A 14,221-nucleotide genomic window follows, 5' to 3' on the forward strand; every position below is an offset into this window, starting at 1 on the left:
TCCGTCTTTCATTCCCCTCTATATCATTTCTAACACCTCTGCCTTTTTATTGCGTCCCTATTTTTCTCAAATGCTTATTAGGTTTCCGAGACCCCTCTAAGAAGAGGTGAGCTTACATGGCTCAAAAACGTATCAAACGTACCGACCAGGAATGGTTCGACCTGATCAAGGACTGTAAGACCAGCAGCTTGAAAGTTAAAATCTGGTGTGAACAGCATGGGATTACGGAAAAGGCCATTGACTACCATTCGCGGCGTCTCCGCCAGAAGGGCTATACGATCCCGCGAAAAATACACCAGGCCATCCCCTACGAAAAACAGGAAGTTATCTGTCTGGATATTTCGAAAAGCTTATTTTCAGGCCAGGAAAAAATTTCATCACCGAATCCCTTCACTGCCAATGGGGCTGCGCTCCGGTTCGATTTCCAGGGAATCCCCATTGAGATTTCTAATCACGCGGCGAGAGAAACCATCGAAAATACCCTTCTTGCGCTGCGCAGCCTGTGTTAGGCGATATTTCCGGAGTATCAAAGCTCTGCCTTATCACAGGGCGTACAGACATGAGGCTTTCGGTCAATGGCCTTATGTCGATCCTCCGGGATCATTACCAAATGGATCCTTACGCAAACACACTGTATCTTTTTTGCGGCAGGAAGACAGACCGGCTCAAAGCACTGTACCATGATAAAAACGGTTTTGTTCTGCTTTATATGAGGTTGGACTCCGGCCGTTTTCAATGGCCGCGTAATGCCTCCGAATCACGGATGCTTACCCGGCAGGAATACCGATGGCTTATGGAAGGGCTTTCCATTGACCAGCCCAGGGCGTTACGTCCATCACAAAAAAGGGATTTCTAGACCGTATTTGTGAAAAACAGAGAATTTAAAACTCTTTTTTCTGCTCTTAGGAGCCGGAAAAAGAAAGGTTATCCACACAACGGCAGATTTTCAGGAGGCTTATCCACAAATAGCTGCCTGACGGACAATTTCTGTGAATAAGGATCCTGCCATTTGGTGGATAAGTCCGCATTTTCAGAAGTGATCCACACATCAGAAGTCCGTCAAAATGCCGATGGACGTATCCGGGCCAGTTTGCAGACTTCCATGTTTTCCTCTATAATAAAGGGAACGAAAACAGAAAGGCGGGTCAGACTGTGGAGGAATATAAAGACGATTTGATCGAATTCCTGCAAAAAACAATTGAACAAAAGAATGCACAGATCCAGGAGCTCCAAAAAACCATCCAGGAACTAAACGCTACGGTTGCGAACCTGAATGAAACCATTGCGGAATTCCAGAGGAAATTTTTCGGCACTTCCAGGGAAAGGACCGCCGGCAGGGCTGCCCAGGAGGAAGCAGGGCAGGAAGAGCCGACGGAGAAATCCACTGTCCGCAGCCATACCCGCCGGAAACCAAAAGCCAAGCGGGAAGATCTCTACAAAAACCTGCCGGTCAGGGAAGTACACTGTGCGATGCCGCAAGACCAGAGGCTTTGTCCGGATTGTGACGCTGCGATGGAGACCATCGGATGGCAGTTTGTACGTGAGGAACTGCGGATTACGCCCGCAAAGGTAGAACGGATCCGATATATGCAGGAAGTCCTTGCATGTCCGGTCTGCCGTGAGGAAGATACCGGCACGATCGTCAAGGCGCCGGTACCGACTGCCCTGCTGGCACACAGCCCGGCTTCCCCGTCTATGGCAGCCTTTGTCATGTACCAGAAATTCCTGAACTCGGTTCCCTTTTACCGCCAGGAAATGGACTGGCTCCAAATGGGTGCCCCGCTTGCCAGGGAGACGACCTCAAACTGGTGTATCAAATGCGCGCTGGCCTATTTCGAGCCTGTTTATAACCTGCTCCATGGATACCTGATCAAACGGGATCTCCTCCATGCGGATGAGACCGTCTGCCAGGTCCTCCATGAGGAAGGGAAAGCGGCATCCTCAAACTCTTATCTGTGGATATATCTCACCGGCAACGACGGCCAGCCGCCCATCATCCTTTATGATTACCAGCCCGGGAGGGCAGGTGAATATGCGAAAAATTTCCTGGAAGGGTTCTCCGGACTGTTGGAGTGTGATGGCTATACCGGCTACAACAGCGTGGAGAATGTGACCCTGGTATGCTGTCTTGCCCATTGCCGGAGATATTTCTTCGAAGCAATTCCGGCAGCCCGCCGAAAGAGAGTAAAACTGCTGGACATCAACTCACCGGAAGAAATCCCGGGAGATGCGGCTGATCCGGAAAAAGCAAAGGAAGAACAGAGGATTCCAGCAGAGGTCGGACTTTGCTATTGCAACCAACTCTTTCGTATAGAGCGGACACTAAAAGCGATGTCCCCGGAAGAACGAAAGACCAGACGCCTGGAGTTGGAAGTCCCTGTCTGGGACAGCTTCTGGTCCTGGCTTGCAACGGTAGAGCCGCTGGGCGGCAGCCTGTTGGAAAAAGCCGTAAACTATGCGTCTAACCATCGGGAACTTCTGGGCAACTACCTGCTGGATGGGCGATGTGAGATTTCGAATAACCGGGCGGAACGATGTGCAAAGTCCTATGCGACCGGGAGAAAGAACTTCCTTTTCCACGATACCGTAAACGGCGCGAGATCGAGTGCCATCATCTATAGCCTGGTAGAAACCGCGAAAGCAAACCACCTGAACGTGTTCCAATACCTTTACACCCTGTTGCTTTACATGCCGGACTATAAGGAAGAGCCCGCAGGCGTGGAAGCAATGATGCCGTGGAGTGACTTTATAAAGGAACGCTGTTCCAAGGTGATGGACACGGAAACAGAAACGCCGGAGAACCGGGGGCAGATACCACTGTGATAGCTGCCCCTTATTTGTGATAAAAAACAATCGCTGATAAAAAGCGATATCCTGTTTATCGTTCCAGGAGGCTATGGAGCCTTTTTCCGTTTTTAAACTTATAAATCTAATATACTTCGGTTCTATTAAGAACTTATTATGAACAGATCTTGAATACGGTCAATCACTTATCCATCAAAAAGATTATCCCGCAGATTTTAGAATATGTAAAACCGGCAGGTTATTCATCGCTTACCGTCAAAAACCCAAATCCCTTAATCTCACAGAGCCGGAATGGATTTTCACGGATGATATGGTAAGCCCCTGTCCCGAAATGCTCCTGTATCTTTTCCAGCTTCGTTTCTGAAATGCCATGGATGTAAAGCAGCCTCTCCGGTGTATGGTCTAACACATAGAGGGAGCGTTTTCCAAACTTCTCTACAATACAATGTGCAAGCACCGGCCCAATCCCCTTAATCATATCGGATGAAAGGTATGCTTCGATTCCGTCTGCGGTTTGGGGGATATCCACATGAAAATAGGAAACATCCAATTGGAACCCATACTTTCCTTTTTTCCATTCTCCATCCAACTCTGCCTCTAAGTTTTCACCGGTTGGAAGTTCAATCCCGTAAGCTTGAAAAATTCCCGGAGCTTCCGGGTTTTGCCGGGCCACTTCCGTAGGCAGCTCCTCCTTTGTATACCGGGCTGATGGAAAAACTATTCCGCCCTTCCTTCTCCAGTTTTTTCATGATACGCACAATCCCGCTCGCAGCCTTCTAATTTGTACCACATCAGGGCAGTACAGGAAGCATCATTGTAAGCGATGAATAACCTATCGTTTTTACATTTTCTAAAATCTATGGGATACAATCTTGATTAAGAAGCGAGGGGCTGGATATTATGGCAAATGTCACCTTATTGGCCGGTCGCCGTGCAGCAGGGTGCACGACACCGTGTGAACAGTAACCTCCTTTTTTACGGTTGAGCCGTGAACCACAATTTTTCCTTGACTTTTGGATAAAACAGAGTTAAACTCCCGTTTTCGACACTTTGAAAATTTAAAAACTCCGATAATCCTTATAAATACTGGGATTGCCGGAGTTTTCTTTGGCAAAAAATGTTGTATGTAATCGCTATCCTAAAATTTTTTTTATTTTTTTATTCAGTTCCGTTGGTTTGTAATGAAGTCTATCCAAATCTAAAGATGTTAATTGGTTCAGTGCATCAAGTGCTTTGCTGCCATTGTAGAGTGCCATATACTCGACATCATGTATATTCGTTACATTCATGTTTTTCAATGTGGTGATCAGATTCTCCGGAGTGACATGTGTCCCCTGATCATCCAGCCTGGCCTCAAGCAAGCGATATACCAGCAATGCCGTATAGCATATCAGAAAGTGCGCCCTGATACGATTCGGCAATCGATGGTTTACAGGTCTTCCGGTGAAATTCGTTTTCATGATCCTGAAACAATCCTCTATCTGATATCTCTTGTGTGAAACTGCCAGAATTTCCTTGGCCGGGTCACAAAGGTTTGTTGCTGCGGCATAATATCCGTCATATTTCTCTTCTTCTGCAATCTTCGATTCGTCGAGAACATATTCAATGGTTGCTTTTTCGCCAGATTTTGTATGAGCGACCCGCTTCAAAAATCGTTTTACATCATTTGGCCCTTTTTTTATTTCTTCCGGATCTTTTTTCTCTAACAGCTTTCGTGCACGTTCGATTTGGCGGTCACGTACAGTTCTCTGATATTCCATCATTTTTCTTGAAAACGTTATGATCAGGCGCTGTTTGAGAGTGCCGGTTGCTTTCACGCGTTTGACTTTGCCATTTTTTAATATTTTTTCTTCGTACAGCCCAAGATCAATGACCTTATCTGCAAGGACTACCTTATACGCGAAATCATTATATAGTTTCAGGTTTTCTTTCTTGTGTCTGTCAAAGCCCTTCATATCTTCTATTTTTATCAAGGTGTCGTTGGACAGCAGCCGGTAATCGCAGTCATTGAATACCGCTTGCTTGAGTGCATTACTAAGTTTTTTGATGGACTGGGTCACAATAAAGGCCCGGCCCCCCATACTGTTAAATTTACGGATGTTATAGGAACCCAGGCCGGCATCCGCACAATAAATGAATTTGGAACCATCTATCATTTTAAGGACTTCTTTTTCTAAAGGGATTGCCGTAAGCTGTTCACTGGTATTACCGGAATGGAGGCACATGGTGATGGGAATGCCCCTGCTGTCCATGAAAAGTCCCATCTCTACAATCGGGTTCGGGCGGTGTTCTTTGCTCAGGCCATATTTTCTCAATCCATGGATCACCTCACCGGTCACTTCATCCACGATATCTTCGTCGGGCTGTTCGCACTCGAAGTAGAAATTCGTACAGTCATAATAAAGGACAGAAGTATCACGTTTGACGATCGAATTGCTATACTTAAAAAGCCACATCAGGTAATCGTCATAATTATTTTCTAAAAGATCCATAAACCGGAGGATGTGCTGGTAATCGAAATCCGGCTGCTCGTAGTAGGAATCCCGGCGATTCCAGGTGGCAAGCTTAGAGCTGGGATCCAGGATTCTCGCGTAGGTAAGGAAACGTGAGATTGTAAAACAGTCATATGTAACTCTCCGGGTGTCCGTTTTCTGGCGAAAGAATTCTTTAAGGCTGAGATGTTTCATAATATTCTGAAGAAAGAAATATCCGATGTTGACCCAGTTGGAGGAAGAGGCTTCAAGCTCTGTAGATTTCACCTTTTCGTTAAAATCGGCAGTCAGATTAAAAGTGACTTTACCAACGCGGTACTCTTCATTCATTTTTCTGATTTCTTCTCTGACATATGCTTCCGGATCGTCTGTTACTTTGAGAAGTTCAGAATGCTTCCCGAAGTTTTTGATATTTCGAGTGGTAGTTTTTTTCCCATTTCGGATTCCCTGCTGTGCGTAATAGGTAGGATCCTTGAGACGTTTATCAAAGTAAAGCTTCATAGAACATCACCTCAAAAACATTATATCACAAACATACAGCACATACAACATAAAAATAAGAAAAATTTGACAATAAAATACGCCTACAATAAGGCTTTAGAACAATTTTTCATACTTGAAACTGTCGAAAACCCGGGTGCACGACACCATGTGAACAGTAACCTCCTTTTTTACGGTTGAGCCGTGAACCACAATTTTTCCTTGACTTTTGGATAAAACAGAGTTAAACTATCCGCAATGGCATAAACTTTCCTGCATATTCCATGCAGGTATTGTGCTCAATAAAAGGGAGTAGCTTCCATTGAGAACAGCACCAGGGCCTTTGTTTTTTCACATCCCTGCCTTTTCGTTCTCAGTGTGATACGAAATCGTCACCACGTTCATTCCTGATATGATCCGGTTCGTATTGTCAATTAGCAAGACTTTTATTGCAGGATTACATAACAGTTGTAACTCTGCAGTAAAAGTCTTTTTTTGCTGCAGGCCACACAGACAAAGGGAGGAGAAAAATGGTATATGTATTTTTAGTTCTGGGATTTGTATTGTTGATCAAAGGCGCGGATTTTTTTGTAGACGGGAGCTCCAGCGCGGCAAAGCTTTTGAAGATCCCGACGATCATCATCGGGCTGACTGTGGTCGCGTTCGGGACCAGCATGCCCGAAGCCTCTGTCAGCGTCACCGCCGCTCTCAAGGGGCAGAATGGACTGGCCGTGAGCAATGTGCTGGGCTCCAATATTTTCAATCTTCTGATTGTACTTGGCTTCTGCTCTGTGATCCGTCCCCTGAAGGCAAGCCCCACTGTTCTGAAAAAGGAATTTCCTTTTTCCATCCTCATCACGGCCGTGCTTGCACTGCTTTGTACCGGCCTGTCCTTCGGCGGACTCTTCGACGGCACAGGCAGCTTTCATCTGAACCGGATCGACGGATTGGCGCTTCTGGTCTTATTCCTTGTCTTTTTAGTTTCACAGGTCAGAGGCGCTTTGAAGGCCCGGACCGATGAATCCGGGGAGGATTACGAAACCATGTCCCCCCTGAAAAGCGTCCTTCTTGTCCTCGTCGGGCTGGCCGGAATCATCCTGGGCGGAGATCTGGTCGTGGACAGCGCATGCGAGATCGCCCTGCAGTATGGGCTGAGCCAGTCCTTCATCGGGCTCACTATCGTCGCCATGGGAACCTCCCTGCCGGAGCTTGTCACCTCCATGGTCGCCGCCCAAAAGGGTGAAAATGACCTGGCTCTTGGAAATGTGGTCGGCTCCAATATTTTCAATATCCTTCTGATCCTGGGAATGAGCGCGGCCATCTCCCCCATCACAGTCGATGGAGAAGCCATCTTTGATATGCTGCTCCTGATCGTTATGAGCGGCATTGCTTATGTATTTACCAGGAGCAAGGGGGTGCTTTCCAAAAAAGAGGGGTTCGTCTTCCTGTTGATGTATGCCATATATTTTGTCTATATTTATCTCAGGTAACGGCAGTTCAAAGGAGGCTTCTCCGGTACAATCTGCGGCAGCCACAAACATATGGCGCGGCGCGAAAAGTTCTGTTATAATGAAATCTGTGCAGCGGTTCAGGACCTGCTGCAATATGCGCCGTTACTGCAAATCCTAACTGCGCACCACATACATTGGCGGAGGAAAAGAGAAACATGCTTGGAGACAAAAGAGGAAAGAAACGGAATCAATATACGGCAGACTATGTAGTTTTCGACCTGGAGACCACCGGAACCAGCGCATACAATGATGCGGTCATCGAGATCTCTGCGATACTGGTGCAAAACGGCAGAACCGCGGATGAATTTTCAACGCTGGTGAATCCGGAGAGACCCATCCCCTATCATGCTTCAAAAGTGAATCATATCTATGATGACATGGTAGCGCAGGCGCCCTTATTTGAAAAAGCGCTGGCTGATTTTGACGCGTTTATCGGAGACCAGATTTTGGTGGGACACAACATCCATACCTTTGACATGAGGTTTCTCTGGCGTGACGCGGAAAAATACTGGGGAAAGACCCTTGCAAATGATTACATCGACACGCTGCCCCTGGCCAGACAGTGCCTGCCCCAGCTTTCCAACTACAAGCTGACGGATCTGGCCTCTTATTACCATATTTCCACAGACGGAGCCCACCGTGCCCTTGCCGACTGCAGCATGAATCAGAAGATTTTCGAAAAGCTGGGCCAGGAGCTCTCCTCTCCGAAGGCAGCGCAAAATCTGAAAACCTGCCCCAGATGCGGCCAGCTTTTGAAAAAACGCAGCGGAAAATTCGGAGATTTCTGGGGATGCAGCGGGTATCCGGACTGTCGATATACGGAGAATATCTAAGGCTCTCCTCCAGGGCTTCCGGGAAAATGGCACGATAAGAAGTGATGCGAAGGAGGTGAATGAAATGGCGAAAAGAGCAGAGATAGTCATGGACGAATATATTGATGTTTTGGAAAAGATAAAAGAAAGAATCACACAAGCACAGTATCAGGTGATGACAAATGCAAATGTTGAACGCAATATTTTGTTTTGGAACATAGGAAAGGTAATTCTTCAGTACAGCCAATGGGGAAATAAATTTGTTGAAACGTTATCAAAAGATTTGAGAATGACTTATCCTAGCAGAGAAGGATATTCCGTTAGAAATCTTAATTATATGAAGCAGTTCGCACGACGAATACCATCTGAAGAATTTTTGCATCAGGGTGGTGCAAAAATTAGTTGGCGTGCAATAAAATTGCTGATAGATAAGACGGATAATTTAGAGGAACATATGTGGTATACACAGCAATGTCTGGAAAATGGATGGTCTAGTACAGTGCTTTCACATCAGATAGAAAGCGGTTTGTATTACAGACAGGTATTAGCAGATAAAACAACAAATTTTAAGGAACAGTTAGCTAATCCATTCAGTGAGCAAGCAGAAGAAATTATTAAAGACCCATATATTTTTGATTTTATACCGAATGCGAAAAAACTTAGAGAGATTGAGTTAGAAGATGCCCTTGTCCAACAAATAACAAAGTTACTGTTGGAATTTGGGTCAGGCTTTGCTTTTATGGGGCGGCAGTATCCGATTCAAGTTGGAAAAAGAGAGTTTTTCATCGACTTATTATTTTATAATGTGAAATTGCATTGTTATTTTGTGGTAGAATTAAAAACAGTGGAATTTGAACCAGAGTTTGCTGGAAAGTTATCTTTTTATTTATCAGCAGTCGATGGAGAATTGAAATCGTCGAATGATAACCCTACAATTGGTTTGTTGTTGTGTAAGGGTAAAGATAAAATGGTAGCGGAATATGCTTTGAAAGATGTAAATAAACCAATGGGAGTAAGTGAATACAAACTTTCCAATCGTGTTTCAGAAGAATTACAAGACAAGTTGCCATCAATTGAAGATATAGAAAAAAGAATCAATTGAAATTTTGCATCAGGGTGGTGCAAAATTGGTGAAATCATATTTTGTGGGAAAAGGGATGCACGAACAGTATTGGTGCTATATATATATTGCCCATATTTCCGTGATTTTGTGGGGATATGTTCTAATTTGGTACGCATATCGACACGTGAAGAACCGTAAGAAAATGTATCGGCTGGCAGTATAAAATCAAATTGTAAAGAAAATTTCATACCCATTCCACATTCCCATGCTACACTGTCCCCAAGGAGGTGCTACAATGGCAACACTATTAGTAGTTGAGGACGACCGCAAGACCAACGATGCAATTTGTGAATACCTAAAGCCCGCAGGCCACAAGGTTATCCCGGCCTATAATGGCGGGGATGCGTTACAGTTTTTCCGTGAGAACAGCATCGATCTTGTTGTGCTGGACATTATGCTGCCCCATGTCAGCGGTCTGTCCGTCCTGCACGAGATACGGCGGACAAGCACAACGCCCGTTCTGATGCTCACTGCTATTGAGGACGAATATACCCAGGTCATGAGTTTTGACGAGCAGGCTGACGATTATATGACAAAACCCTTTTCTATGGTACTGCTGGGGAGGCGGATCACCGCTCTCTTGCGGCGAAGTGGACAGGCCCCGTTACCCCAAACTATAGCCTTTGGTGATGTGACCGTCGATTTCTCCGGCTACACCGCCAGCGACAGCGCCGGGAAAATCGACATCATGCCCAAGGAAATTGATCTGCTCCGACTGCTGGTGGAACATAAAGGGCTGGTGCTGACCCGTTCGCAGATTCTGGACGAACTATGGGGGGCTGACTACCCGATCATCGACCGAACCGTGGACACCTACATCAAAAATCTGCGGAAGAAGCTACGACTTGACTGTATCGTAACCGTTAAGGGGATCGGTTATAAATACGAGGTACAGCCATGAAACGATTAAAATTATTTCCAAAAATATTTCTGTATACCATGAGTATCATGCTATTTGTCGTTGCGGTCACACATGGGCTGATCTATCTCCTTGCCCCACAGCTGCAGCTTGCGGTGAGTACCCCGGATGATGTTGTTGTCAGCATCAGACAGGAGCAATTTGTGACCGAGGCAGTAGAAAAGGCCCTGCCCGTCTCTTTGAGCTGTTCTTTGCTGATTTCCGTTGTCTGCTCTCTCCTGTTTTCTAAAGCGATTACTGACCCTATTAAGAAGATTTCGACGGCAACCGAGCAGATGATGAAATTAGACCATGGGGTGAACTGCCCTATTCATACAAAGGATGAAATTGGTACGCTGGCGCGAAACGTCAATGATCTATATTCTGATTTACTATCCACGATTGAACATTTAGAGCGGGAAAAGGACGCTGTGCGTGATATGGAGCGGGCCAAGGTTGACTTCCTGCGGGCGGCATCCCATGAACTGAAAACCCCTGTGACGGCTCTGAACGCCACCCTGGAAAATATGATTTTAGGCGTTGGGAAGTATCAGGATTATGCTGCCTACCTCCCGGAGTGTAAAGAAATGGTGGAGCAGCTTTCCGGGATGGTACATGAAATTTTGGAAACCTCCAGGCTGAACACCACCGATGAACCAGCGAAACCGATTGACATAGCGGAACTGATGGCGGAACTGTGTGCGCCGTATCAGATGATTGCGGCAGCACATCAGATCACCTTCTCACTTGATTTGCCAGAACAATTTCCCGCGAAACTTCCGGCTGGTCGGTTTAGCAAGGCGGTATCAAATGTTCTCGCAAACGCTGTCGCCTATACGGAGGCCGGGAAAGCCGTTTCCGTCTGCATGGAAGGGCGCAGCCTCATGGTAAAAAATGAGTGCAGGCCTATCCCTGACGATGAAATTCGCCGTCTGTTTGAGCCATTCTACCGTCCAGACTTCTCCCGAAGCCGGATAAGCGGCGGCAACGGCCTGGGCCTCTATATCGTGGATACGCTCTTGACCTCTATGAATATCCCCTATTCCTTTGCGCCTATGAAATCTCCGCCTGGGATGTGTTTTACAATTCAGCTATAAATGCGGAAAACTCCCTGGCCGGGGAGTTTTTCATTTCCAGAAAAATTCCATATACGTTTCATACCCATTCCACATTGGGGTGTTATTCTGCGGGTGCGTTCGGAAGAACAGCATCACGATATGGAGGTATCGAGCCATGAGCATTTTCAAGAGGGCGTTTCTATACGTCACACGAAAACGAGGGAAAACCATTCTCCTGTTCACTATCCTGATGATTATGGCAACCTTTGTCCTGACGGGGCTTTCTATCTGGAAAGCATCCGAGGCCGTACAATTTGATTTGCGGCAGAGCCTGGGCGGCAAATTTGACGTTTTCGTGGATTGGAACAATAGCCCTTATGTAGTGAAAGAACCCGTCAAAGACGAAGTGGACGAGGAAACCGGCAAGACATCAAGCAGCTTTCTCATGTATTCCACCGTACAGCTTACCCCGGAGAACATTGCGGCAATCAAAGGTCTTTCCGGCGTAAAGTATTGCAGTGCAAGGCAGGACAATCTTTTGCCGTTTGACGGGCTTTCCCTTTTCCCCGGCACGATTTCAACAGATGCGAAGTATCAGGGCTATACAAAGGTGCTGGGCGTCTGCAGCACGGAGGATGATGAACTTTTCACCACCGGCACACTGACGTTGGCAGAGGGGCGGCATATCTCCACCGATGATACCCATGCGGCAATCATCAGCCAGGACTTGGCAGAGCGGAACGAGCTGAAAATTGGGGACTATCTTACCGCCCTCAGTTACAGCGTGGAAGATCAGGGTTTTACCGGGCAGGAAATCAAGGTACAGATCGTCGGACTGTTTACCCCGAACGCGGTGGAGCAGTTTGGCGAAACCGTCACTACCTACGATAAAATCCAGAACCGGGTGTTTGTAGACTTGCAGACCTCGAAAAAATTTGACGGCGGAGAAATCAACTACGGCTTTTCCGCCCTCCATGTCACCATATCCGACCCGCAGGACATGGCGCAGGTGGTGGCCGATGTAAAAGCCCTGCCGGGTTTCGACTGGAAAGCCTTTACCGTTGAGATTGACAATGAAACCTACGAAAACGCCGCCGCTCCGCTGGCTGCGCTGAATGAATTGGTCATGACCCTGCTGGTGGTGATTATTGTTGTCAGCGCCATCATTCTGGCCCTGCTTTTGACCCTTTGGACAAAGACCCGCATCCATGAAATCGGCGTGTTCCTGTCCGTGGGGATCAAAAAAACGGCCATCATCGGGCAGTATTTAATTGAGGTGCTGCTGATCGCCGTCCTCGCCTTTGGCCTGTCCTACTTCACCAGCAACGCAGTAGCGGGGCAGATCGGCAACCACCTGCTGGAACGGAGTATGCAGACGGAGCCGGAGGACGATAACGACCTTGTAACTGCCGCCGCTGCGGTCGAGGCAGGTGCAGATAACCTTATTCAGAAGCCCCTGCCCACGGAAGACGGCATCCAGGTGTCCGTTGGGCTGGATAACCTTGCGCAGCTCTGCCTGATTGGCCTTGCCATTATCATTGTGGCCGTCAGCGCATCGTCTATCATGGCCATGCGGCTGAATCCCCGTGAAATCCTGTCGAAAATGAGCTGAAGGAGGGACGATCATGTTTACACTGGAATTAAAAAATGTTTCTTACGCCTACGAAAAGGGCAAGGCGGTTTTGCAGAACATCAGCGGGTCGCTGGAAACCGGAAAAATGTACGCCATCCTCGGCCCGTCCGGGTCTGGCAAGACTACGCTGCTGTCCCTGTTGGGCGGGCTGGATGTACCAACACAGGGCAGCGTCCTGTTTGACGGCGGGGACATAACGGCAAAGGGCCTGGAACATCACCGCAGGAACCATATCTCGCTGATTTTTCAGAGCTACAACCTGATTGATTACATGACGCCCCTTGAGAATGTGCGGCTCACCGCCAAGCTGGATGCCGCCCCCATTTTAGAACGGCTGGGGCTTACAAAAGATGAAGCACAGCGTAATGTGCTGAAACTGTCCGGCGGACAGCAGCAGCGGGTGGCGATTGCGCGCGCCCTGGCCTCCGATGCCCCGGTCATTCTGGCAGACGAACCGACCGGAAACCTGGACGCCGATACTGCCGAGGAGATCACGGCCATTTTGAAAGAGAGCGCCCATGGGTTCGGAAAATGCGTGGTGGTCGTGACACATTCTGCCGTGGTAGCAAATCAGGCGGATGTGGTGCTGGAGATCAAACGGGGACATTTGCAAGAGAGGACCTTGTCCGCTCTTTCATGAAAAACAATTGCCGAATTTTATATTTCTGCAATGTCCAGAAGTTCTTTGAATGCCTGGATCTTATAATCTGCCTTCCCGTACCCTGATGCGTCCCCGATGCCCACGGACTTCATCCCTGCCGCCCGGGCCGCATCAATCCCGGCGTATGCGTCCTCCACAACCACACAATCTTCGGCGCCGATCCCCAAAAATTCCCCGGCTTTCACAAACACCTCCGGATCCGGCTTGGAATGGGTGATGTTGGTGCCGTCGGAAATTGCGTCAAATGCATCCAGAAGCCCTACCCGTTCCAGAATGAATTTCGCATTTTTGCTGGAGGAACCGATGGCCAGCCTGTAGCCCGCACCCCGCAGTGCGTCCAGCGTATTCCGCACCTCGTCCGAAACATCTGCGGGAGTCATGGTATGCAGCAGCTCCCGGTAGGTGTTGTTCTTCTCCTCCATCAGTTCCGCCTTTTTTTCCTCCGTCAGCGCTTCCTCACATTTTTCCAGAATGATCTCCAGGCTCTCCGCGCGGCTCACACCACGCAGACGGTTATTGATGACCTCATCAAAATAAATTCCCATCCTGTCCGCCATCTTTTTCCACGCCTGATAGTGGAACTTGTCCGTAAATACAATCACACCGTCCAAATCAAAAATAAAAGCCTTCATGTTCTGTCTCCTTCTTAATTTTATATTCGTGCATCAACACACATCCGTATAAAAGTCTCTCAATCTCCGTCTCTGCAAAAAATCACTCAATTTCCATCTCTATGAAAAAGTCTCTC

At 47.5% G+C, this 14,221-nt stretch carries 13 protein-coding genes; 10 read left to right on the forward strand and 3 right to left on the reverse strand.

Annotated features, from left to right (window positions below):
• Window positions 1-116: 116 nt before the first annotated feature.
• From tnpA to tnpC, 3 genes are all read left to right on the forward strand, one after another.
• Window positions 117-509: an IS66 family insertion sequence element accessory protein TnpA gene (gene tnpA / locus ACTOY7_RS15400; RefSeq protein WP_004068922.1), complete on the forward strand. Its 393-nt coding sequence runs from the start codon at window positions 117-119 to the stop codon at window positions 507-509.
• The gene (gene tnpB / locus ACTOY7_RS15405) at window positions 503-856 is read left to right on the forward strand and encodes an IS66 family insertion sequence element accessory protein TnpB (RefSeq protein ID WP_369123241.1); all 354 of its coding nucleotides are present in this window, start codon (window positions 503-505) and stop codon (window positions 854-856) included. Before tnpA ends, tnpB begins: the two co-directional genes overlap by 7 nt.
• 296 nt (window positions 857-1,152) lie before the next feature.
• On the forward strand, window positions 1,153-2,823 hold the full coding sequence (tnpC, locus tag ACTOY7_RS15410) for an IS66 family transposase (RefSeq protein ID WP_004068924.1): 1,671 nt from the start codon (window positions 1,153-1,155) through the stop codon (window positions 2,821-2,823).
• Window positions 2,824-3,043: 220 nt separating this feature from the next.
• Here tnpC and ACTOY7_RS15415 read toward each other — a convergent pair whose 3' ends face one another.
• Together ACTOY7_RS15415 and ACTOY7_RS15420 are read right to left on the reverse strand one after the other, a co-directional pair.
• On the reverse strand, window positions 3,044-3,478 hold the full coding sequence (locus ACTOY7_RS15415) for a helix-hairpin-helix domain-containing protein (RefSeq protein WP_004068925.1): 435 nt from the start codon (window positions 3,476-3,478) through the stop codon (window positions 3,044-3,046).
• Window positions 3,479-3,938: 460 nt separating this feature from the next.
• Window positions 3,939-5,798 (reverse strand): IS1634 family transposase, encoded by a 1,860-nt coding sequence (locus ACTOY7_RS15420; RefSeq protein ID WP_004068927.1) that lies wholly within the window; start codon window positions 5,796-5,798, stop codon window positions 3,939-3,941.
• A 509-nt stretch (window positions 5,799-6,307) separates the two neighbouring features.
• Between ACTOY7_RS15420 and ACTOY7_RS15425 the strand changes: the two genes are divergently transcribed.
• The 7 genes from ACTOY7_RS15425 (at window position 6,308) to ACTOY7_RS15455 (ending at window position 13,452) form a co-directional block, all read left to right on the forward strand.
• Window positions 6,308-7,267 carry a calcium/sodium antiporter gene (locus tag ACTOY7_RS15425; protein WP_482672233.1) on the forward strand — a complete coding sequence of 320 codons (960 nt, stop codon included), beginning with the start codon at window positions 6,308-6,310 and terminating at the stop codon, window positions 7,265-7,267.
• A 176-nt stretch (window positions 7,268-7,443) separates the two neighbouring features.
• Window positions 7,444-8,121, forward strand: a complete 678-nt coding sequence (locus ACTOY7_RS15430; RefSeq protein ID WP_004068932.1) for a 3'-5' exonuclease — start codon at window positions 7,444-7,446, stop codon at window positions 8,119-8,121.
• A 64-nt stretch (window positions 8,122-8,185) separates the two neighbouring features.
• On the forward strand, window positions 8,186-9,202 hold the full coding sequence (locus tag ACTOY7_RS15435; protein ID WP_004068934.1) for a PDDEXK nuclease domain-containing protein: 1,017 nt from the start codon (window positions 8,186-8,188) through the stop codon (window positions 9,200-9,202).
• Between the two features lie 256 nt (window positions 9,203-9,458).
• Complete coding sequence (locus ACTOY7_RS15440; protein WP_004068935.1) at window positions 9,459-10,124, forward strand: response regulator transcription factor; 666 nt, start codon at window positions 9,459-9,461, stop codon at window positions 10,122-10,124.
• A 161-nt stretch (window positions 10,125-10,285) separates the two neighbouring features.
• Window positions 10,286-11,218 (forward strand): sensor histidine kinase, encoded by a 933-nt coding sequence (locus ACTOY7_RS15445; RefSeq protein WP_482672710.1) that lies wholly within the window; start codon window positions 10,286-10,288, stop codon window positions 11,216-11,218.
• 136 nt (window positions 11,219-11,354) lie between these two features.
• On the forward strand, window positions 11,355-12,791 hold the full coding sequence (locus tag ACTOY7_RS15450; RefSeq protein ID WP_482671037.1) for an ABC transporter permease: 1,437 nt from the start codon (window positions 11,355-11,357) through the stop codon (window positions 12,789-12,791).
• Between the two features lie 13 nt (window positions 12,792-12,804).
• A complete protein-coding gene (locus ACTOY7_RS15455) occupies window positions 12,805-13,452 on the forward strand; it encodes an ATP-binding cassette domain-containing protein (RefSeq protein ID WP_482671038.1) in 648 nt (215 codons plus the stop codon).
• Between the two features lie 17 nt (window positions 13,453-13,469).
• Here the strand turns inward: ACTOY7_RS15455 and pgmB are convergent, their stop codons facing one another.
• Window positions 13,470-14,105, reverse strand: coding sequence for a beta-phosphoglucomutase (gene pgmB / locus ACTOY7_RS15460; protein WP_482671039.1), 636 nt, complete (start codon window positions 14,103-14,105; stop codon window positions 13,470-13,472).
• Window positions 14,106-14,221 lie beyond the last annotated feature (116 nt).

The sequence above is a fragment of the Schaedlerella sp. genome (genome assembly GCF_056796775.1).

Coding starts and splice junctions, on each gene's coding strand:
- tnpA (WP_004068922.1), top strand. CDS start 117: ATGGCTCAAAAACGTATCAAACGTACCGACCAGGAATGGTTCGACCTG.
- ACTOY7_RS15420 (WP_004068927.1), bottom strand. CDS start 5,798: ATGAAGCTTTACTTTGATAAACGTCTCAAGGATCCTACCTATTACGCA.
- ACTOY7_RS15425 (WP_482672233.1), top strand. CDS start 6,308: ATGGTATATGTATTTTTAGTTCTGGGATTTGTATTGTTGATCAAAGGC.
- ACTOY7_RS15430 (WP_004068932.1), top strand. CDS start 7,444: ATGCTTGGAGACAAAAGAGGAAAGAAACGGAATCAATATACGGCAGAC.
- ACTOY7_RS15435 (WP_004068934.1), top strand. CDS start 8,186: ATGGCGAAAAGAGCAGAGATAGTCATGGACGAATATATTGATGTTTTG.
- ACTOY7_RS15440 (WP_004068935.1), top strand. CDS start 9,459: ATGGCAACACTATTAGTAGTTGAGGACGACCGCAAGACCAACGATGCA.
- ACTOY7_RS15450 (WP_482671037.1), top strand. CDS start 11,355: ATGAGCATTTTCAAGAGGGCGTTTCTATACGTCACACGAAAACGAGGG.
- ACTOY7_RS15455 (WP_482671038.1), top strand. CDS start 12,805: ATGTTTACACTGGAATTAAAAAATGTTTCTTACGCCTACGAAAAGGGC.
- pgmB (WP_482671039.1), bottom strand. CDS start 14,105: ATGAAGGCTTTTATTTTTGATTTGGACGGTGTGATTGTATTTACGGAC.